Origin of the sequence: Streptomyces sp. NP-1717 (assembly GCF_022695985.1) — a bacterium.
Taxonomy (GTDB): Bacteria; Actinomycetota; Actinomycetes; order Streptomycetales; family Streptomycetaceae; genus Streptomyces.
This window is the reverse complement of sequence record NZ_JAAPBF010000132.1, coordinates 1-19,412: the sequence shown is the minus strand read 5'-3', so window position 1 is coordinate 19,412 and position 19,412 is coordinate 1. Positions and strand designations below refer to the sequence as shown.

The 19,412-nt window shown below is 70.3% G+C and carries 15 protein-coding genes; 8 read left to right on the top strand and 7 right to left on the bottom strand.

Going from position 1 to position 19,412, the window contains the following annotated elements:
* Window positions 1-97: 97 nt before the first annotated feature.
* The 5 genes from GXP76_RS23480 to GXP76_RS23460 are packed head-to-tail and all read right to left on the bottom strand — an operon-like array spanning window position 98 to window position 5,615.
* Window positions 98-1,408 carry a DUF58 domain-containing protein gene (locus GXP76_RS23480; RefSeq protein WP_242573563.1) on the bottom strand — a complete coding sequence of 437 codons (1,311 nt, stop codon included), beginning with the start codon at window positions 1,406-1,408 and terminating at the stop codon, window positions 98-100.
* A gap of 11 nt (window positions 1,409-1,419) precedes the next feature.
* Window positions 1,420-2,403 (bottom strand): MoxR family ATPase, encoded by a 984-nt coding sequence (locus GXP76_RS23475; protein ID WP_242573562.1) that lies wholly within the window; start codon window positions 2,401-2,403, stop codon window positions 1,420-1,422.
* Window positions 2,400-3,677, bottom strand: a complete 1,278-nt coding sequence (locus tag GXP76_RS23470; RefSeq protein ID WP_242573561.1) for a DUF4350 domain-containing protein — start codon at window positions 3,675-3,677, stop codon at window positions 2,400-2,402. Before GXP76_RS23470 ends, GXP76_RS23475 begins: the two co-directional genes overlap by 4 nt.
* Entirely contained in the window at window positions 3,674-4,363 is a 690-nt protein-coding gene (locus tag GXP76_RS23465) for a DUF4129 domain-containing protein (protein WP_242573560.1), read from the bottom strand. The genes GXP76_RS23470 and GXP76_RS23465 overlap by 4 nt, the downstream gene beginning before the upstream one ends.
* Before the next feature lie 4 nt (window positions 4,364-4,367).
* A complete protein-coding gene (locus GXP76_RS23460) occupies window positions 4,368-5,615 on the bottom strand; it encodes a hypothetical protein (protein ID WP_242573559.1) in 1,248 nt (415 codons plus the stop codon).
* A gap of 183 nt (window positions 5,616-5,798) precedes the next feature.
* Here GXP76_RS23460 and mtnA point away from each other — a divergent pair, with 183 nt between their 5' ends.
* The 7 genes from mtnA to GXP76_RS23425 all read left to right on the top strand — a co-directional run bounded on the left by mtnA (window position 5,799) and on the right by GXP76_RS23425 (window position 14,574).
* A complete protein-coding gene (gene mtnA, locus GXP76_RS23455) occupies window positions 5,799-6,947 on the top strand; it encodes an S-methyl-5-thioribose-1-phosphate isomerase (protein WP_242573558.1) in 1,149 nt (382 codons plus the stop codon).
* Between the two features lie 233 nt (window positions 6,948-7,180).
* Window positions 7,181-7,858, top strand: coding sequence for a two-component system response regulator MtrA (gene mtrA, locus GXP76_RS23450; protein ID WP_005486885.1), 678 nt, complete (start codon window positions 7,181-7,183; stop codon window positions 7,856-7,858).
* Window position 7,859: 1 nt separating this feature from the next.
* Window positions 7,860-9,947, top strand: coding sequence for an MtrAB system histidine kinase MtrB (mtrB, locus tag GXP76_RS23445; RefSeq protein ID WP_242573557.1), 2,088 nt, complete (start codon window positions 7,860-7,862; stop codon window positions 9,945-9,947).
* A 25-nt stretch (window positions 9,948-9,972) separates the two neighbouring features.
* Window positions 9,973-11,787: an LpqB family beta-propeller domain-containing protein gene (locus GXP76_RS23440; RefSeq protein WP_242573556.1), complete on the top strand. Its 1,815-nt coding sequence runs from the start codon at window positions 9,973-9,975 to the stop codon at window positions 11,785-11,787.
* 107 nt (window positions 11,788-11,894) lie between these two features.
* Window positions 11,895-12,617 (top strand): ComF family protein, encoded by a 723-nt coding sequence (locus GXP76_RS23435; RefSeq protein ID WP_242573555.1) that lies wholly within the window; start codon window positions 11,895-11,897, stop codon window positions 12,615-12,617.
* 314 nt (window positions 12,618-12,931) lie between these two features.
* Window positions 12,932-13,621, top strand: coding sequence for a ribosome hibernation-promoting factor, HPF/YfiA family (gene hpf / locus GXP76_RS23430; RefSeq protein ID WP_242573554.1), 690 nt, complete (start codon window positions 12,932-12,934; stop codon window positions 13,619-13,621).
* 191 nt (window positions 13,622-13,812) lie between these two features.
* Window positions 13,813-14,574: a response regulator transcription factor gene (locus GXP76_RS23425; RefSeq protein ID WP_242573553.1), complete on the top strand. Its 762-nt coding sequence runs from the start codon at window positions 13,813-13,815 to the stop codon at window positions 14,572-14,574.
* 9 nt (window positions 14,575-14,583) lie between these two features.
* On the opposite strand, the gene GXP76_RS23420 is transcribed toward GXP76_RS23425, so the two are convergent.
* A complete protein-coding gene (locus tag GXP76_RS23420) occupies window positions 14,584-15,774 on the bottom strand; it encodes a winged helix-turn-helix domain-containing protein (RefSeq protein WP_242573552.1) in 1,191 nt (396 codons plus the stop codon).
* Between the two features lie 56 nt (window positions 15,775-15,830).
* A complete protein-coding gene (locus GXP76_RS23415) occupies window positions 15,831-16,436 on the bottom strand; it encodes a GNAT family N-acetyltransferase (RefSeq protein ID WP_242573551.1) in 606 nt (201 codons plus the stop codon).
* Window positions 16,437-16,676: 240 nt separating this feature from the next.
* Between GXP76_RS23415 and secA the strand changes: the two genes are divergently transcribed.
* Window positions 16,677-19,412 (top strand): preprotein translocase subunit SecA (gene secA / locus GXP76_RS23410; RefSeq protein ID WP_242573550.1); only part of this gene is annotated, 2,736 nt, incomplete at its 3' end.

Sequence of the window (19,412 nt, the reverse complement as noted above, 5' to 3'; positions counted from 1 at the left end):
TTTTGTGGGAATGCCCTGCACCTCTGGTGCGGGGCATTTCTGCGTTCAAGACCCTTTCTTCGGGTACGGCGGGCTTTCCCTCCCGTACCCGACCCGTTCAGAGGCGACCTGCGGCCTTCAGTGCCAGATAAGCGTCCGCCAGTGCCGGTGCCAGTGAGTCGGGCACGGCGTCCACGACTGTGACGCCGTAGCGCTGGAGCTTCTCCGAGGTGCGGCGTCGTTGGGACTGCGCCTGGGAGCCGGCGGCGGCCTCGTAGACCGCGTCCACCGATCCTCGGGCCGTACTCATGGTCCGGGCGTGCGGATCCGCCACCGAGGCGACGAGCACCGTGTGCCGCTGGGTGAGTTGAGCGAGGACGGGCAGCAGCCCTTCCTCCACCGGTGCTGCTTCGAGACTGGTCAGCAGGACGACGAGTGAACGGCGCGGGGCGCTCTTGAGGACCGTGGCGGCCAGGCCGCGTGCGTCCGTCTCGACCAGCTCCGGCTCCAGCGTCGAGAGTGCGTTCACCAGTGCGGGCAGTACGTCGCTCGCCGAGCGGCCCCGGACCTGGGCTCGTGTCCGGCGGTCGTACGCCAGCAGGTCGACCCGGTCGCCGGCCCGGGTGGCGAGTGCGGTGAGGAGAAGTGTGGCGTCCATCGCGGCGTCGAGGCGGGGAACGTCTCCGACGCGGCCGGCTGAGGTGCGGCCGGTGTCGAGCACGACGAGGATGTGGCGGTCACGTTTCGGGCGCCAGGTACGAATCGTGACCGCCGACTGACGGGCGGTGGCGCGCCAGTCGATGGACCGGGTGTCGTCTCCCGCTATGTAGGGGCGGAGGCTGTCGAACTCGGTGCCTTCGCCGCGGGTCAGGACGCTTGTCCGGCCGTCGAGTTCGCGCAGGCGGGCGAGCCTGGACGGAAGGTGCTTGCGGCTCGTGAAAGGCGGCAGGACGCGTACTGTCCACGGCACGTCGTGATTTCCCTGGCGGGCCGCCAGACCGAGGGGACCGAATGACCGCACGGTGACCCGCTCCGTGCGTCTGTCGCCTCGGCGTGTGGGGCGGAGCAGCGTGGTGATCCGGCGTCGTTCCCCGGCGGGAACCGTCAACTCGTGCCGGGAAGCGGCCTGTTCGGTGCCGGTCGGCCAACTGCTCGGGGGCCACGCGTCGCGGATGTGGGCGCGCAGCGTGCGGCGTGCGGGATTGGCGACCATGAGCTCGACCTCGGCACGTTCTCCGAGTCGAACGGACGTATCACCACTTCGAGTGAACCGGAGCGATCGCACTGGCGCGGCCAGGCAGTAGTCGCACAGAATTGCGAGGGACAGGGGCGCGTTGACCGCCAGCATCCCGGCCCAGCTGGGGGCCAGGAGGCCGACGGGAATCGAGCCGAGAGCGGCGAGGAGCGCCGCTCGTCCGGTGAGGGCCATGGTTCATCACCTCATCGGGGCACGGGGACATGGGCCAGGATCGCGGTGATGACGGAGTCTGCGGTGACTCCCTCCATCTCCGCTTCGGGGCGGAGCTGGACCCTGTGTCGCAGGGTGGGCAGTGCCAGGGCCTTCACGTCGTCGGGCGTGACGTAGTCGCGGCCGGTGAGCCAGGCCCAGGCGCGAGCGGTGGAGAGCAGGGCGGTGGCGCCTCGCGGGGAGACGCCGAGGGAGAGCGAGGGGGAATCACGAGTGGCACGGCAGATATCTACGACGTAGCCCGCTATCTCCGGGGAGACGGAGGTCTTGGCGACGGCGGCCCGTGCCGCCTCGAGGTCGGCGGGGCCCGCGACGGGGCGTACCCCGGCCGCCTGGAGGTCGCGGGGGTTGAAGCCGTCCGCGTGGCGGGTCAGGACGCTGATCTCGTCGTCGCGCGACGGGAGGGGGACCGTCAGCTTCAGCAGGAAGCGGTCGAGCTGTGCTTCGGGGAGGGGGTAGGTGCCCTCGTACTCGACCGGGTTCTGTGTGGCGGCGACCAGGAACGGATCGGGGAGCATCCGGGGTGTTCCGTCGATCGTGACCTGGCGCTCCTCCATCGCTTCGAGGAGCGACGACTGGGTCTTGGGCGGGGTGCGGTTGATCTCGTCGGCGAGCAGCAGATTGGTGAAGACGGGACCGGGCTGGAAGGAGAACTCCGCTGTTCGCGCGTCGTAGACCAGGGAGCCCGTCACGTCGCTCGGCATCAGGTCGGGGGTGAACTGGACGCGCTTGGTGTCGAGTTCGAGAGAGGCGGCGAGGGCCCGTACCAGGAGTGTCTTCGCGACGCCGGGGACTCCTTCGAGCAGCACGTGGCCCCGGCAGAGCAGGGCGACGACGAGTCCGGTGACGGCGGGGTCCTGGCCGACCACGGCCTTCGCGATCTCGGCGCGCAGGGCCTCCAGGGAGGCACGGGCGCTGTCCGAGTTCGTAGCGGTCTCGGGGGTCGGGGCACTCATGAGGTGCGTACCTCTCTTTCGAGGGCGTCGAGTTGATCCGTCAGGCGGATGAGAGCGGCATCGTCGGCCGGCGCCGGGCCGAAGAGCAGCGTGCGGGGATCGGGCGAGTTGTCCGTGAGTTGCGCGGAGACAGCGGGGACGAGGGCCTCCGGGGTGTGGGCCTCGGACGGTGGGACACCGAGGAGGGAGGCGAGGCGGGTACGGGTCTCCGTACGGAGGACCGAGGCGGCGCGGTCGCGGGCGTTGGCCTTGCGATAGAGGCGGGCGCGGCCCTCAGTTGCCTCGGAGGCGCGGATGGCGACCGGGAGCCGTTCGGCGACGACGGGGCCGAGCCGGCGGGAGCGCCAGACGGCGGCGAGTACGGCGGCGAGGGCGAGTTGGAGGGTGCCCCAGAGCCAGCCGGAGGGGATCAGGTCGAGGAAGCTCGACTCGTTGCCTCCTGTGCCCTGATCTTCCCTGTTGTCACCGCTGTCACCGCTGTTGCCGTCATGACCACCGCTGCCGGATCCGGTGGCGGAGGGATCACTGAGCGAGGGGAGGTACCAGACGATATGAGGTCGCGAGCCGAGGAGTTGAAGGGCCAGCGAGGCGTTGCCCTGTTTGGCGAGGCGCTCGTTGTAGAGGAGGTCGGGGGAGCCGAGCAGGACGGTGTCGCCCCCGGCGGTGGAGTCGATCCTGAGAAGGGACGGAAGCCCGTCCTTCGGGTAACAGGCGTCGCTGTTCGGCGAGTCCGTGGTGTAGAGCACTCCGCCGATGTCGACAGCGCCCGCGTCGCGGGCGGCGGGCAGGGAGCAGCGGGGTTCACGCGCGGCCACCGAAGTGTCGGTCTCCGTGGTGACGTCCGGGGCCAGGATGCCGACGGAGGGCGGTCCGGCCGACAGAAGGACCGTGCGGCCGCCGGAGGTCTCCGTCGCGCCGCGCAGCGTGCGCTGCTGATGGAAGGTCAGCAGGTTGGGGGAGGTGACCACCAGAGTGGTGTCCGGGCCGGCTCCCTCGGTCGCTTCGGCGAGTGTCGTGACGACGCGGGTGGAGACACCGCGGTCCTTGAGCAGTTCGGCGACGGCGCGGCTGCCCAGGGGGTCGGCGGAGCGGGGGTCGAGACGGCCGTGCTGGTCGCCGGAGCGTACGGCGGCCAGGGCGATCCCTGCCACGAGCAGAATGGCGAGGGCGATCAGCAGCCCTCGGACACGCTTCCAGACCTGTTGCGCGCTCGGCGACATCGAAGTGGAGCTGGTCGCGGGCCGGGGCGGGGCGTCGGTCGTGGTGCCGGTCATTCGGCAGCTCCCTGGGCGGCACTGCTCAGCTGGGGTTTGCTGTTCTCCAGGCCGAGATCCAGTTCACGCAGGCGCAGGTATGTCTGCCGGTCCGCCGAGCGTCCGCCGTATGTGACGTCGTCGAAGGCTCTGGCGGCCGCTCGCAGGGCGGTCGCGTGCTCGGGGAGCGGCCGGCCCGCGTCGGCGGCGGCCTCGTCGGCGGTGCGGCCGGGGCGCGGGTCGAGCACCGTGCGCTCTTCCAGAGAGCGGACAACGGCCCGCATCCTTTCCTGGACGGCCTGGTTCCAGCGTTCGGCCGCGGCGTGTTCCTCGGCGTTGGCGCGGTGTTCGGCCGCGCCGCGCGGGCCGGAGTCGAAGAGCGCGTCCTTGGGACGGGTGGTGCGCCGGGGGGTGCCGAGCCGCCACCAGAGGGCGGCGCCGAGCGCGGCGACGAGCAGTGCGATGACGGCGAGACCGACCGGGCTCGCCACTCCGGAACCGGCCACGGAGTTGAAGAGATCCCCGATCCACTCCCAGAAGCGGTCCATCGCGCGCTGGAGCAGATTCGGGTCGTTCTCGTGGTACATCGGCTTGGACAGCTCGTCCTCGGCCGCCTCACGAGCGGGAACGCGCGAGCTGTCCACCGGTATCTCGTCGCTCGTGCGCGCCGTCAGCCACGCCGTTGCCGTGCCCCCCGTGCCGAACACCGCATCAGCCCCTGGGGGCGTCGTTGCCAGGTCGCTCGGAGCCGTAGCCCGGTACGCCGGCGGCGCGTGCGAGTTCGAGGTCCAGGGCTTCGCGCCGGATGCGCTGGTCCACGTACAGGAGCACCGAGACGCCCGCGGAGATCGGCAGTGTGATGGAGGTGCTGATCACCGTGCCGATGCCGGTGATGATCAGGAAGGGCCAGCCGAAGTCCGGGCCGCTGTCGGAGAACAGGCCGCTGACGCCTTCGCCGTCCACGGCCATGGCGACGAGGCTGAACGGCACGGCGATGATCATGGACACCACGAAGGTCAGCAGCATCGTCAGCAGCAGGATGCCGAAGATCCGCCACCAGGTGCCCTTCACGAGCTTGGCGGAGCGGCGCAGGGAGGCGACGATCCCCTGCCGTTCGAGCATCAGGGCCGGCGAGGCGAGGCTGAAGCTGACCATCAGCCAGATCACCAGGACGAGCGCGGCCAGTCCGCCGAGCATCGTCAGCGCGATTCCGGCACCGGAGCCGATCAGCAGTCCCGGGAGAATGCCCACCATCACGACGAGCGCGCCCATGACCGGCAACAGGAGGGTCAGGCCGAGGAGTTGGAGCAGCCGGGGCCGGGCCTCGGCCCAGGCGTCCGACAGCGTGACGCTGCGGCCGAGCACGGAACGGCTGATGACCACGGTCAGCACGGCAGTGGTGAAGAGCGTGCCGATGATGGTGATGAGAAGCGACGGCGCGAGTGCGATGAGGCTGGACTGCATCGCGTCGACGGCCTGGTTCAGGGCTTCCGTCGGGCTCGCGTTCGGGTCGATGTCCACCGGCTCCGGCAGGAGATAGCGCTGGACGAGTATGTCGCCGATCTGCGAGATGACCGCGACGACGATGGTGACACCGAGGACGGTGCGCCAGTGGGCGCGCAGCGTGGACACGGCGCCGTCGAGGATCTCTCCCACACCCAGGGGACGCAGGGGGATGACGCCGGGCTTTGCCGCGGCGGGCGGCTGTCCCCAGCCGGAGTGCCGTCCGCCGGGACCGGGGCCGCCCCAGCCCGGGGCGGACCTGGGCGCGGGCGGAACAGGACCCGGGGCGCTGGGCGCGGACCACTGTCCGGCCGGCGGCTGGGTCTTGGACCACTTCGAGGGGGAGTCCGGGGGCGTGCCGATGTCGTCGGCGGGCTCGGCGGGCCGGGGCACGCCGGCCTCCTGGCCGTCGGACGGGGCAGATCCGGGCGAGGCCCAGCCCGGAGTGTCGTTCACGGTCGTCCACCTCGTGGATTGGTCTCGGAGGCAGGCTCGGGGAGCCGGCGCTTCAACGGTGCCTGTCTGCGGAGCAGAACGGGAGGCTGGCAGCCATCGTGCCACGCGTGGCCCACCGGTGGGCGGGGTGCTCCATCTCCTTCTCGCCTTCATAGTCCGCGCGGTACCGGGCAGACTGGGCGGATGACTGATCAGTACGCACCATCCCCGCTCGCGGCCGAGCCGTCCATGTCTCCTGCGCTTCGCTGGGACGAGCTGCCGGAAGGCCCCGTACTGGTGCTCCTCGACCAGACGAGACTGCCGGTCGAGGAGGCCGAGCTGGTCTGCACCGATGTGCCGGTCCTGGTCCAGTCGATACGGACGCTCGCCGTGCGTGGGGCGCCGCTCCTGGGCATCGCCGGAGCCTACGGTGTCGCCCTCGCCGCCACACGCGGATACGACGTCGACGAGGCGGCCGCGCTGCTGGAGGGTGCCCGCCCCACCGCGGTGAACCTCGGATACGGGGTACGGAGGGCGCTGGACGCGCACCGGGCGGCGATCGCCGGAGGGGCCGGTCAGGAGCAGGCGGCCGCGGCCACCCTGGTGGAGGCGAAGCGGCTGCACCGTGAGGACGCCGTCGCCAGCGCCCGGATGGCGGCATCGGGGCTGACGCTCCTCGACGAGTTGCTGCCGGGCGGAAGTCATCGGATCCTGACCCACTGCAACACCGGGGCGCTGGTCTCGGGCGGTGAGGGCACCGCGTTCGCCGTGGCCCTGTCGGCGCACCGGGCGGGGCGGCTGCGGCGGCTGTGGGTGGACGAGACACGTCCGCTGCTGCAGGGGGCGCGGCTGACCGCGTACGAGGCGGCCCGTAACGGGATGGCGTTCACGCTGCTCGCGGACAACGCCGCCGGTTCGCTGTTCGCGGCCGGCGAGGTGGACGCCGTGCTCATCGGGGCGGACCGCATCGCCGCCGACGGCTCGGTGGCGAACAAGGTGGGCAGCTATCCGCTCGCGGTGCAGGCGAGGTACCACCATGTGCCGTTCATCGTGGTGGCGCCGACGACGACGCTGGATCTCGACACCCCGGACGGTGCGTCGATCGAGGTGGAGCAGCGGCCGGGGCAGGAGGTGACCGAGCTCACGGCTCCGCAGGCCGCCGGGGCCGGGGTGGAGGTCGGCGGTGGGATGCCGGTGGCGCCGCTGGGAACGCAGGCGTACAACCCGGCCTTCGACGTGACGCCGCCGGAGCTGGTGACGGCGTTGGTCACCGAGCACGGGGCGCTGTCGCCGGTGACCCGGGACGGGATCGTGGAGCTGTGCGCCCGGGCGCGGCAGGAGGCGCGGGGCTGACGGGACGTGTGCGCGAGGGGTGGGGAGAGCCGCTGTCGGGATCGCCGGGCGGACGGCTCGCTAAGGTTCCTGTCGAAGGGCCCGGTCGACGAGGCCGGGTGGGACATCTGTGGTTGACGTCAACAGCATCGGACCGTGACGGTCCGTGCAGGACGCATGTTCACGTCGTCCCAGGTCAGTGAGCTGGATCACGCAAGTCTACGCAACGGAAATGAAAATGGGATGATGTCGATATGAAGGGACGCGTCCTTGTCGTCGATGACGACACCGCACTGGCCGAGATGCTCGGCATCGTGCTGCGAGGTGAAGGGTTCGAGCCGTCGTTCGTCGCGGACGGCGACAAGGCCCTCGCCGCTTTCCGTGAGGCCAAGCCGGATCTGGTGCTGCTGGATCTGATGCTGCCCGGCCGCGACGGTATCGAGGTGTGCCGGCTCATCAGGGCCGAGTCGGGTGTGCCGATCGTCATGCTGACGGCCAAGAGCGACACCGTCGACGTGGTGGTGGGGCTCGAATCGGGCGCCGACGACTACATCGTCAAGCCGTTCAAGCCCAAGGAGCTGGTCGCCAGGATCAGGGCGCGGCTGCGCAGGTCCGAGGAGCCGGCGCCGGAGCAGTTGGCGATCGGCGACCTGGTCATCGACGTGGCCGGTCACTCGGTGAAGCGTGAGGGGCAGTCCATCGCCCTGACGCCGCTCGAGTTCGACCTGCTCGTCGCGCTGGCCCGCAAGCCGTGGCAGGTCTTCACCCGTGAGGTGCTCCTGGAGCAGGTGTGGGGCTACCGGCACGCGGCCGACACACGTCTGGTCAACGTGCATGTCCAGCGGCTCCGTTCCAAGGTCGAGAAGGACCCGGAGCGCCCGGAGATCGTCGTGACCGTCCGCGGTGTCGGCTACAAGGCCGGACCGAGCTGACATGTCCAGCGGCAGTTCTGCCCCGAAGCCCGGGGAGCCGGGATCGCGTACGGGGCGGACCGCCGACCGGGGCCGCGGGGGCTCACGCCTCGGCAGGCTCTTCCAGGGCGGCCGGCTGCTCCAGGAGGGAGCGGCGGGCGGCCCTGTGCCGCGGCTCGTCGTGCGCTGGGCCAGGCGTCCGGTGCTGCCCGCCGTGCGGCTGTGGCGGCGCAACATCCAGCTCAGGGTGGTCACCACCACCCTGCTGATGTCGCTCGGGGTGGTGCTGCTGCTGGGTTTCGTCGTCATCGGCCAGGTGCGCAACGGTCTGCTGGACGCCAAGGAGAAAGCGGCCCAGAGCCAGGCGGCCGGCGGTTTCACCGTCGCCAAGGAGAAGGCCGACGCACCGGTCGAGCCGGGCGGGCAGGACGGTGGCTCGGGAGACGGCCGGTCGAGCCGCAACTCCGTGAACTGGCGCTCCGACCTGGTCGTACAGCTGGCGAGTGGAGGCCAGAGCGCGTTCAACGTGGTGGCGCTGAGCGCCGACGAGAACGGCGCGGGCTCCAGCAGCCGTTTCCCGCGCGCCTCCGGCGGCGTGGACCACATCGCGAGCGTCCCCGCCGATCTGCGGTCGGCCGTCACCAAGGGCACCGGCACGTTCCAGCGCTACACCCTGATCCAGTACACGGACGGCCGAGGGTCCGAGTCCGGTCTGGTGGTCGGCAAGCGGCTGACCGATGTCGACGGCAATTCCTACGAGCTGTACTACCTGTTCCCGCTCACACAGGAGGAGCAGTCGCTCAACCTGGTCAAGGGCACCCTCGCCACGGCGGGGCTGTTCGTCGTCGTCCTGCTCGGGGCCATCGCCTGGCTCGTCGTACGGCAGGTCGTGACACCCGTACGGATGGCCGCGGGGATCGCGGAGCGGCTCTCCACCGGTCGGCTCCAGGAACGGATGAAGGTCACCGGCGAGGACGACATCGCCCGCCTCGGTGAGGCCTTCAACAAGATGGCCCAGAACCTTCAGCTCAAGATCCAGCAGCTGGAGGAGCTCTCCAGGATGCAGCGCCGCTTCGTCTCCGACGTCTCGCACGAACTGCGCACCCCGCTGACCACGGTCCGGATGGCCGCCGACGTCATCCACGAGGCCCGTGTCGACTTCGACCCCGTCACGGCGCGCTCGGCGGAGCTGCTGGGCGACCAGCTCGACCGTTTCGAGTCACTGCTGTCGGATCTGCTGGAGATCAGCCGGTTCGACGCCGGTGCGGCTGCGCTGGAGGCCGAGCCCATAGACCTGCGGGTGGTCGTACGCCGCGTGATCGGCGGAGCCGAACCGCTCGCCGAGCGCAAGGGCACCCGGATCCGGGTCATGGGGGACGAACAGCCGGTCGTCGCCGAGGCCGATGCCCGGCGCGTGGAGCGCGTCCTGCGCAACCTGGTCGTCAACGCCGTCGAGCACGGCGAGGGCCGGGACGTGGTCGTGCGGATGGCGGTCGCCGGCGGAGCCGTGGCCGTGGCCGTACGCGACTACGGAGTGGGGCTCAAGCCCGGCGAGGCGACCCGGGTCTTCAACCGGTTCTGGCGGGCGGACCCGGCACGGGCGCGTACCACCGGCGGTACGGGCCTCGGCCTGTCGATCGCCGTCGAGGACGCGCGCCTGCACGGCGGCTGGCTCCAGGCGTGGGGCGAGCCGGGCGGCGGGTCGCAGTTCCGCCTGACGCTGCCGCGTACCGCCGACGAGCCGCTGCGCGGCTCACCCATACCGCTGGAGCCGGAGGACTCGCGGCGCGGCCGTGAGCGCTCCGTCCTCGGGGACCCGAAGGAGAGCGCGCACCGGTTGACGAGCGTGCCCTCCCAGTCGGCGTCGGGGGCGCCCCTTCCGGTGCCCTCCCGGGCGCCGGTGCCACCGCCCGCGGGCGTGGCCGACCCGACGGCGCTGCCCGGCAACGGTGCGCGGGTGGTGCCGCGTTCCACCGGGGAGCCCGTGGAACGGGACCCCGCCACGTCGCCGAAGCCTTCCCGGCCGCCGAACACGCCGTCGTCAACTGCCTCCGCGGCCACGTCCGCGCCCCAGGCACCGGAGCGGGAGGACACGACTCGTGGGCGCTGACCGCCTTCGTCACGGCCGAGGACCTGTGCCGCGGCTGCCCGTCCTCTTCGGGTGCTGCGCCCTGCTGCTGGCCGGCTGCGCGTCGATCCCCGACAGCGGGGACGTCGAACCCGTCAAGGCATCCCCGCGCGGCGACTCCCAGGTGCGGGTGTATCCCGTCGCGCCCACCGAGGGGGCCGATCCGAACGAGATCGTCGACGGCTTCCTCGAGGCGATGACCAGTGACGACCCCGACTTCGCGGTGGCCAGGAAGTATCTGACGAAGCAGGCGTCGCAGAGCTGGCAGCCGGCGGACCGTACGACGGTGCTGGCGGCCGCGCCCGACCCGGCCGACCCCCAGGGGCCGTCCGGTCCCGAGGGCCCCGGCCTCACCTACCCGCTCTACGGAGAGCAGATCGCCGCGGTCGACGCCGGGCACGCCTACCAGCCGGTGGCGCCCGAGCCGTACAGCCGCACCATCCATCTCGTCCAGGAGAAGGTGCTGGACGGCAAGGAATGGCGCATCGACGCCCTCCCGCAAGGGCTCGTGCTCGGTGAGTCCGACTTCCAGCGCAACTACCGGGCCGTGAACAAGTACTACTTCGCCTCCGGACAGGGCTGGCTCGTCGCCGACCCCGTCTACATCCGGCAGCGCATAGACCCGGTGACGCGGATGGACCCGGTCACCCAGGCCGTCAAGGTGCTGCTCGACGGGCCGACGGACTGGATGCGGCCCGTCGTCGACTCGCCCTTCCCCACCGGTACGGAGCTGAAGCGCGGCACCCGGACCCTCGAATTCGACGACCGCAACTCCCTGAAGGTGCCGCTCAACGCGAAGGTCGACAACGTCGGCCGCGAGCAGTGCCGCAAGATGGCGGCGCAACTGCTCTTCACCCTCCGCGACTTGACGTCCACCCGGGGCGAACAGGTCGAACTGCTCAGGGAGGACGGCTCCTCGCTGTGCGTGCTGAGCGGCGACCAGGCGGAGGAGTTCGCCGCCGACCGCACCTCGGGCAGTTCGGACAACGCGTACTTCATCGACGCGAAGGGCCGGCTCTCCCTGCTGTCGGCGAGCAGCAAGGAGCCGATCGACCCGCCGCGTGTGCGCGGTCCGTTCGGCGACGGCACGATGCCGCTGGGTCAGGTCGCCGTCGCGCGGGACGAGAAGCACGCGGCGGGTGTCTCGCAGGACGGGAAGTCCCTGTACGTCGGGTCCATCATCTCGGCGGGTGAGGTGGGCGATCCCCTGGTCGCCAGCAAGGCCGCGAAGAAGGAGGACCGGCTGTCGGCGCCGAGTTGGGACGGCAACGGCGATCTGTGGATAGCGGACCGCGACCCGCGGGAGCCCCGCCTGCTGCGCCTGGCCGACGGGGCCGACGCGCCCCGGGAGGTCACGGTCGACGGGCTCGGTGACGCGCGCGTCGAGGCGCTGCGGGTCTCCGCCGACGGCGTACGGGTGGCGCTGCTGCTTGCCGAGGACGGACGCACGACCCTCCAGATCGGCCGTGTGGAGCGCCGCGGGCCGGCCGACGAGCAGAAGGTGTCGGTGACGGAGCTGAAGGCCGTGGCGCCCCGTATGGAGACGGTGACCGCCGTGTCGTGGGCCGGCCCCAGCCGGCTCGTCGTGGTCGGTAAGGAGGCCGGCGGGGTGCAGCAGGTGAGCTACATCCAGACGGACGGTTCGACGTCGCCGGCGGGCGTGCTGCCGGGTCTGAATCAGGTCACCGGGATCGCGGCCGCCGACGACGAACAGCAGCCGCTGGTGGCCGACTCGGACGACGCCGGCATCGTACGGCTGCCGACCGGCGCGAACTGGCAGACGATGGTCCAGGAGGGCTCGTCACCGGTCTATCCGGGGTAGTGGCGCGCCACCCGGACGGCCCCTCGCGGGCAGCATTCGGGCCGGAACTCGATCCCGGTTATCCACAGGGGTGGCCGGAGGCCCGAGTCGTTGGCACAGTGGGTGACATGCGGGGGTGGTGGCGAGAAATCACCGGGCTGGTCCTTCCGGTCGCCTGCGGCGGCTGCGGGAGTCCCAGGACGCCGCTGTGCGACGCGTGCGGGAGGGCGTTGTACGGGACGTGGCCGTGCCGCGTGCGGCCGGTTCCCGAGCCCGTGGGGCTGCCGGTGGTCCATGCCGCCGCTCCGTACGAGGACGCCGTACGGGCCGTGCTGCTGGCGCACAAGGAGCGTGGCGCCCTCGGGCTGGCCGCGCCCCTGGGCAGGGCGCTGGCCGGGGCGGTTCAGGCCGCCGTCCCGCCGGGTACCGGTGTCGGCCCGCTGATTCTCGTACCGGTTCCGTCGGCGAAGCGTGCCGTGGGCGCGCGCGGGCACGACGCCGCCCGGCGCATCGCCCTGGCGGCGGCCGGGGAACTGCGGCGTACGGGCCGGCCGGCCCGGGTGCTTCCGGTGCTGCGGCAGCGGCGTGCGGTGGCCGACCAGGCGGGCCTGGGCGCCCGCCAGAGGCTCAGCAACCTGTCCGGGGCGCTGGAGGTCGCCGTCGGAGGCGCGGGGCTCCTGGAGGGCGGCAGGGTGGTGCTGGTGGACGATCTCATGACGACCGGGGCCTCGCTTGCCGAGGCGTCGCGAGCGATGCATGCCGCGACGAGACCGGGGTACCCCGCATTTGTACAGGTGAGCGCCGCCGTGGTCGCCGCACCTCCGCTGTCTTTCGAAATAAACCGGAACTGATCGCGAGTTCGCTTCGTTGCAGGTGGTGAGGGTCATAAAACACCGGAACGGACGTACGCACGGGTAGCGGGTGCCGACACCCGTCCAAGCGAGCTATGTTCGGTTGTGAGGAAAGCGAAAGCTGGTCCTCGTCGATATGCAGTGGTGTGCGGAGCGTTTTCCAGGACCTTGAAGTCGGAGGGAATGGGGATCTTGCCCACGGGGGAGGAGGAGGTGAAAGTCACCAAGTCCGAGGCCTCGGTGCCCATCGAGGTCTGGTGCAAGAGGGAGTAGCTCCGCAACGCGGCGGAGCGAATCCGGGAACGGAGTTCTGCGTGGACATCGTCGTCAAGGGCCGCAAGACAGAGGTACCCGAGCGGTTCCGTAAGCACGTGGCCGAGAAGCTGAAGCTGGAGAAGATCCAGAAGCTCGACGGCAAGGTGATCAGCCTCGACGTCGAGGTGTCCAAGGAGCACAACCCGCGTCAGGCGGACCGTAGCGACCGGGTGGAGATCACGCTCCACTCCCGCGGTCCCGTCATCAGGGCGGAAGCCGCCGCCGCCGACCCGTACGCAGCACTCGACCTGGCCACGGGGAAGCTGGAGGCGCGGCTGCGCAGGCAGCACGAGAAGCGCCACAACCGCCGTGGCGCCGGGAGGCTTTCGGCCGCCGAGGTCGTCGATGTCGTCCCCGGCGTGGCCCAGTTGAACGGATCGGGTCCGGCCCCGGCGAACGAGTCGCCGAACGGCATTCCCACCACCAGGATCGGCTCGCTCGAAGTACAGGGCGAAGGACCGCTGGTGGTCCGCGAGAAGACGCACACCGCTGCTCTGATGACCCTCGACCAGGCACTCTACGAGATGGAGTTGGTCGGACACGACTTCTATCTGTTCGTGGATTCCGAGACCAAGGAGCCGAGCGTCGTCTACCGGCGCCACGCCTACGACTACGGCGTCATCCACCTGAGGACCGACCAGTTGGCCGAGTCCGAAGCCGCGGGCGCGGGTGGCGCACTCGGCGGCTGAGACAGACACACCCCTCGGTGGTGCCCCCGCAGTGCCTGATCCGGCCGCGGGGGCACCACCGCGCGACCACTGGATCACCGCTCTGTCGGCCGGGCATGAAATCATGGCCACGCACGCCAACCCACGGTCCCTGACCAGGGGTTGGTGTAGCTCGCATGTACTTCGGCCCATGGCCTTCAGGGGGAGGAACGATGGCGGACAGCTTCGGGCCGGTGCACCACGCGCGCGGCGCCGGCGGTACGACGGGCGGTGCCGTACCGGACACCGGCGCGGACCCGGACGACCCCGGGAAGGAACCGATCAGGGTCCTTGTCGTGGACGACCACGCCCTCTTCCGCCGGGGGCTGGAGATCGTCCTCGCCCAGGAGGAGGACATCCAGGTCGTGGGCGAGGCCGGTGACGGCGCGGAGGCCGTCGACAAGGCCGCCGACCTGCTCCCCGACATCGTGCTGATGGACGTCCGGATGCCCAAGCGCGGCGGCATCGAGGCCTGCACCTCCATCAAGGAGGTGGCCCCCAGTGCCAAGATCATCATGTTGACGATCAGCGACGAGGAGGCCGACCTCTACGACGCGATCAAGGCGGGCGCGACCGGTTATCTCCTCAAGGAGATTTCGACGGACGAGGTGGCCACCGCGATTCGCGCGGTCGCCGACGGGCAGTCACAAATCAGCCCTTCCATGGCCTCCAAGCTTCTGACCGAGTTCAAGTCGATGATTCAGCGCACCGACGAGCGCAGACTCGTGCCCGCGCCGAAGCTCACCGACCGCGAGCTCGAAGTCCTCAAACTGGTCGCCACGGGAATGAACAACCGTGATATCGCGAAGGAGTTGTTCATCTCCGAGAACACCGTGAAGAACCATGTCCGCAACATCCTGGAGAAGCTGCAACTGCACTCCCGGATGGAGGCCGTGGTCTACGCGATGCGGGAGAAGATCCTCGAAATCAGATGACGTCCGCGATCAGATGACGGCCCGCGTCAGCGCCGCGGCCAACTCCGGGCGGTCGACGCGCTCGATCCGTACGGAGTCGCAGCCGACCCACTCGGCGGCCTCCCGCAGCGCCCGCGCCATGGGCTCGACGGCGGCGGGGGTGTCCAGCGAGACCTGCCGGGCGACGAGCGTCGTGCCCTCGCGCGCCGGGTCGACCCGGCCGAGCAGCTTCCCGCCCGACAGCAGTGGCATCGCGAAGTACCCGTAGATCCGCTTGGGCTTGGGCACGTACGCCTCCAGGCGGTGGGTGAAGCCGAAGATCCGCTCGGTGCGCGCGCGCTCCCAGATGAGCGAGTCGAACGGCGACAGCAGAGTCGTCCGGTGCCGGCCGCGCGGAACGCTCGCCAGCGCCTCCGGATCCGCCCAGGCGGGCTTCGCCCACCCCTCGACCGTCACCGGCACCAGCCCCGAGTCCGCGATCACCGCGTCGACCTGCTCGCCCTTGATGCGGTGGTAGTCCCCGATGTCGGAGCGAGTGCCAACGCCCAGCGAGCGGCCCGCGAGCCGGACGAGCCGGCGCAGGCACTCCGTGTCGTCCAGGTCGTCGTGCAGCACCTCGTCGGGGATGGCGCGCTCCGCCAGGTCGTAGACCCGCTTCCAGCTCCGGCGCTCCGTGCACACCACCTCGCCGTGCATCAGTGCCCGCTCGACCGCGACCTTCGCCTCGGACCAGTCCCACCACTCGCCGCCGTTCTTGGCGCCGCCCAGCTCGGTGGCCGTGAGCGGCCCCTCGGCCCGCAACTGCTTGATCACCGCGTCGTACGCCCCGTCGGACAGCTCGTGGTGCCAGTGCGGGCGGGCGCGGTAGGCGCGGCGCCGGAAGGCGAAATGCGGCCATTCCTCGACCGGCAGGATGCAGGCGGCGTGCGACCAGTACTCGAAGGCGTGCGGCCGGGGCGGGGCGCCGGCGGCGACCGCCGGCGTCCAGTACGCCCCCTCGACCGTCTTGCGGCCCACGGCGCCCAGCCGTGCGTACGGAATGAGCTCGTGCGAGCGGGCGAGCACCGAGATCGTGTCCAGCTGTACGGCCCCGAGATGGCGCAGCACACCGCGCACGCCGCCCCGGCGGTCGGGAGCCCCGAGGAATCCCTGGGCGCGCAGCGCCATACGGCGGGCTTCGTCGGCGGACAGCTCGGCGGCGGCGCGCGGCACAGTGGTCATGCCCCGAACGATAGACGGCGCCACTGACAGTGGACCGGGGCCGGTGGCCGCCGCCGTCAGGGCCGCGCGGGCAGATACGGACGCCTCGACGGCAGGCCCAGATCCGAGGGCAGGAGCGCGCCGATCCAGGCGTCACGCGTCGTCTCCTCGAGGGGCATGGCGGCGCGCAGGGTGCCCTCCATGACGAAACCGGCCTTCAGCGCGACGGCCCGTGAGCCCGCGTTGCCGGCCTCGGCACGCCACTCGACGCGATCGGCGCCCAGCTCCGTGAACATCCAGCGGGTCAGGGCGCGCAGTGCCTCCGTGGTGTAGCCCCGGCCGCGGTGCTCCCTGACCGTCCAGTAACCGACCGCCCACACACCGGTGTGGCCGTGTGCGTTGACCGAGGCCAGCAGCGGGCCGCCGCCGACCGGCTCGACCGCGAAGACGAAGTTGGTCCCTGCCCGCCACATGTCCGGCACGATCCGCCCGACGAAGTGCTCGGCGTGCTGTCTTTCGTACGGAGAGGGGATCGTGGTCCACCGCTGGATGTCCGGGTCCTGGCAGGCGGCGTACACCGCCTCGATGTCCTTCGGTGCCAGGGGCCGCAGCCGCAGGCGCTCGGTGACCAGGGAGGTGGCGGAGGCCTCCGGAAGGGCGGCCCAGGGGGTGACTGGCTCCATGGAGGGAGTGTGCTGACCGGGGCTCCCCGGCGCGAGCGCTTTTCGTACCTCACCGGCACCTTCCACGCGTCCCGCGCGTTCTCATTGCGGGTGACAGGAGGCCGGGCGTCACGTGGACCTCCCGAGGCGGCCGGGTCCTCGCTTACGATGGCCGTTGCGGTGGGGTCGGCCTGCCGCGCCCGCGCCAGTGTCCCCCACCAGACCCGATGCCAGGCCCGACCGGCAAGGAGACCAACCTCAGTGTCCGTCTTCAACAAGCTCATGCGTGCAGGCGAAGGCAAGATCCTGCGCAAACTGCACCGCATCGCGGACCAGGTCAACTCCATCGAAGAGGACTTCAGCGCCCTCTCCGACGCCGAGTTGCAGGCCCTCACCGACGAGTACAAGCAGCGTTACGCCGACGGTGAGACTCTGGACGACCTGCTCCCCGAGGCCTTCGCGACCGTCCGCGAGGCGGCCAAGCGCGTGCTCGGCCAGCGTCCGTACGACGTCCAGCTGATGGGCGGCGCCGCGCTGCACCTCGGCCATGTCGCCGAGATGAAGACCGGTGAGGGCAAGACTCTCGTCGGCACACTGCCCTGTTACCTGAACGCGCTGTCCGGCAAGGGCGTTCACGTGATCACGGTGAACGACTACCTGGCCGAGCGCGACTCCGAGATGATGGGCCGGGTCCACAAGTTCCTGGGCCTCACCGTCGGCTGCATCCTCGCCAACATGTCGCCCGCGCAGCGCCGTGAGCAGTACAACCGGGACATCACGTACGGCACGAACAACGAGTTCGGCTTCGACTACCTCCGCGACAACATGGCGTGGTCCCAGGAGGAGCTCGTCCAGCGCGGTCACAACTTCGCGGTCGTGGACGAGGTCGACTCGATCCTGGTCGACGAGGCCCGTACGCCGCTGATCATCTCCGGTCCCGCCGACCAGGCCACGAAGTGGTACGGCGACTTCGCCAAGCTGGTGACCAGGCTCACCAAGGGTGAGGCGGGCAACCAGCTCAAGGGCATCGAGGAGACCGGCGACTACGAGGTCGACGAGAAGAAGCGCACCGTCGCGATCCACGAGTCCGGGGTCGCGAAGGTCGAGGACTGGCTGGGCATCGACAACCTGTACGAGTCGGTGAACACGCCGCTCGTCGGTTATCTGAACAACGCGATCAAGGCCAAGGAACTGTTCAAGAACGACAAGGACTACGTCGTCATCGACGGCGAAGTCATGATCGTCGACGAGCACACCGGCCGTATCCTCGCGGGCCGCCGTTACAACGAAGGCATGCACCAGGCGATCGAGGCGAAGGAAGGGGTGGACATCAAGGACGAGAACCAGACGCTCGCCACGATCACCCTCCAGAACTTCTTCCGCCTCTACGACAAGCTGTCCGGCATGACCGGTACGGCCATGACCGAGGCCGCCGAGTTCCAGCAGATCTACAAGCTGGGCGTCGTGCCGATCCCGACGAACCGGCCGATGGTCCGCGTCAACCAGCCCGACCTGATCTACCGCACCGAGGTCGCGAAGTTCGCGGCGGTCGTCGACGACATCGCCGAGAAGCACGAGAAGGGCCAGCCGATCCTGGTCGGCACGACCTCCGTGGAGAAGTCCGAGTACCTGTCGCAGCAGCTCTCGAAGCGGGGCGTGCAGCACGAGGTGCTGAACGCCAAGCAGCACGACCGTGAGGCGCCGATCATCGCCCAGGCCGGGCGCAAGGGCGCGGTGACGGTCGCGACGAACATGGCCGGCCGTGGTACGGACATCAAGCTCGGCGGCAACCCCGACGACCTCGCCGAGGCGGAGCTGCGCCAGCGCGGGCTCGACCCGGTGGAGCACGTCGAGGAGTGGGCCGCCGCACTGCCCGCCGCGATGGAGAAGGCCGAGCAGGCGGTGAAGGCCGAGTTCGACGAGGTCGTGGACCTCGGCGGGCTGTACGTCCTCGGTACGGAGCGTCACGAGTCGCGCCGTATCGACAACCAGCTGCGTGGCCGTTCCGGCCGTCAGGGCGACCCGGGCGAGTCCCGCTTCTACCTCTCGCTGGGTGACGACCTGATGCGCCTGTTCAAGGCGCAGATGGTCGAACGGGTCATGTCGATGGCGAACGTCCCCGACGACGTGCCGATCGAGAACAAGATGGTCACCCGCGCCATCGCCTCGGCGCAGTCGCAGGTGGAGCAGCAGAACTTCGAGACGCGCAAGAACGTCCTGAAGTACGACGAGGTGCTCAACCGGCAGCGTCAGGTCATCTACGGCGAGCGCCGCCGGGTTCTGGAGGGCGAGGACCTCCAGGAGCAGATCCGGCACTTCATGGACGACACCATCGACGACTACATCCGCCAGGAGACGGCGGAGGGCTTCGCCGAGGAGTGGGACCTGGACCGGCTGTGGGGCGCCTTCAAGCAGCTCTACCCGGTGAAGGTCACCGTGGAGGACCTGGAGGAGGCGACCGGCGACCGTGCCGGCATCACGGCGGAGTTCATCGCCGAGTCCATCAAGGACGACGCGCACGAGCAGTACGACGAGCGCGAGAAGTCGCTGGGCGCGGATGTGATGCGCGAGCTGGAGCGTCGCGTGGTGCTGTCCGTGCTGGACCGCAAGTGGCGTGAGCACCTCTACGAGATGGACTACCTCCAGGAGGGCATCGGCCTGCGCGCCATGGCGCAGAAGGACCCGCTGGTCGAGTACCAGCGCGAGGGCTTCGACATGTTCACCGCCATGATGGAGGGCATCAAGGAGGAGTCCGTCGGCTACCTGTTCAACCTGGAGGTCCAGGTCGAGCAGCAGGTCGAGGAGGTCCCGGTGCAGGACGCCGCGGAGCGTACGTCGCTGGAGAAGGCGGACGCGGGTGCCCGTACGGGCGGCGCGCGTCCGGAGATCCGGGCGAAGGGTCTGGAGGCTCCGCAGCGGCGGGACCGGCTGCACTTCTCCGCGCCGACGGTGGACGGTGAGGGCGGCGTCGTCGAGGGCGACTTCGAGAGCAACGGC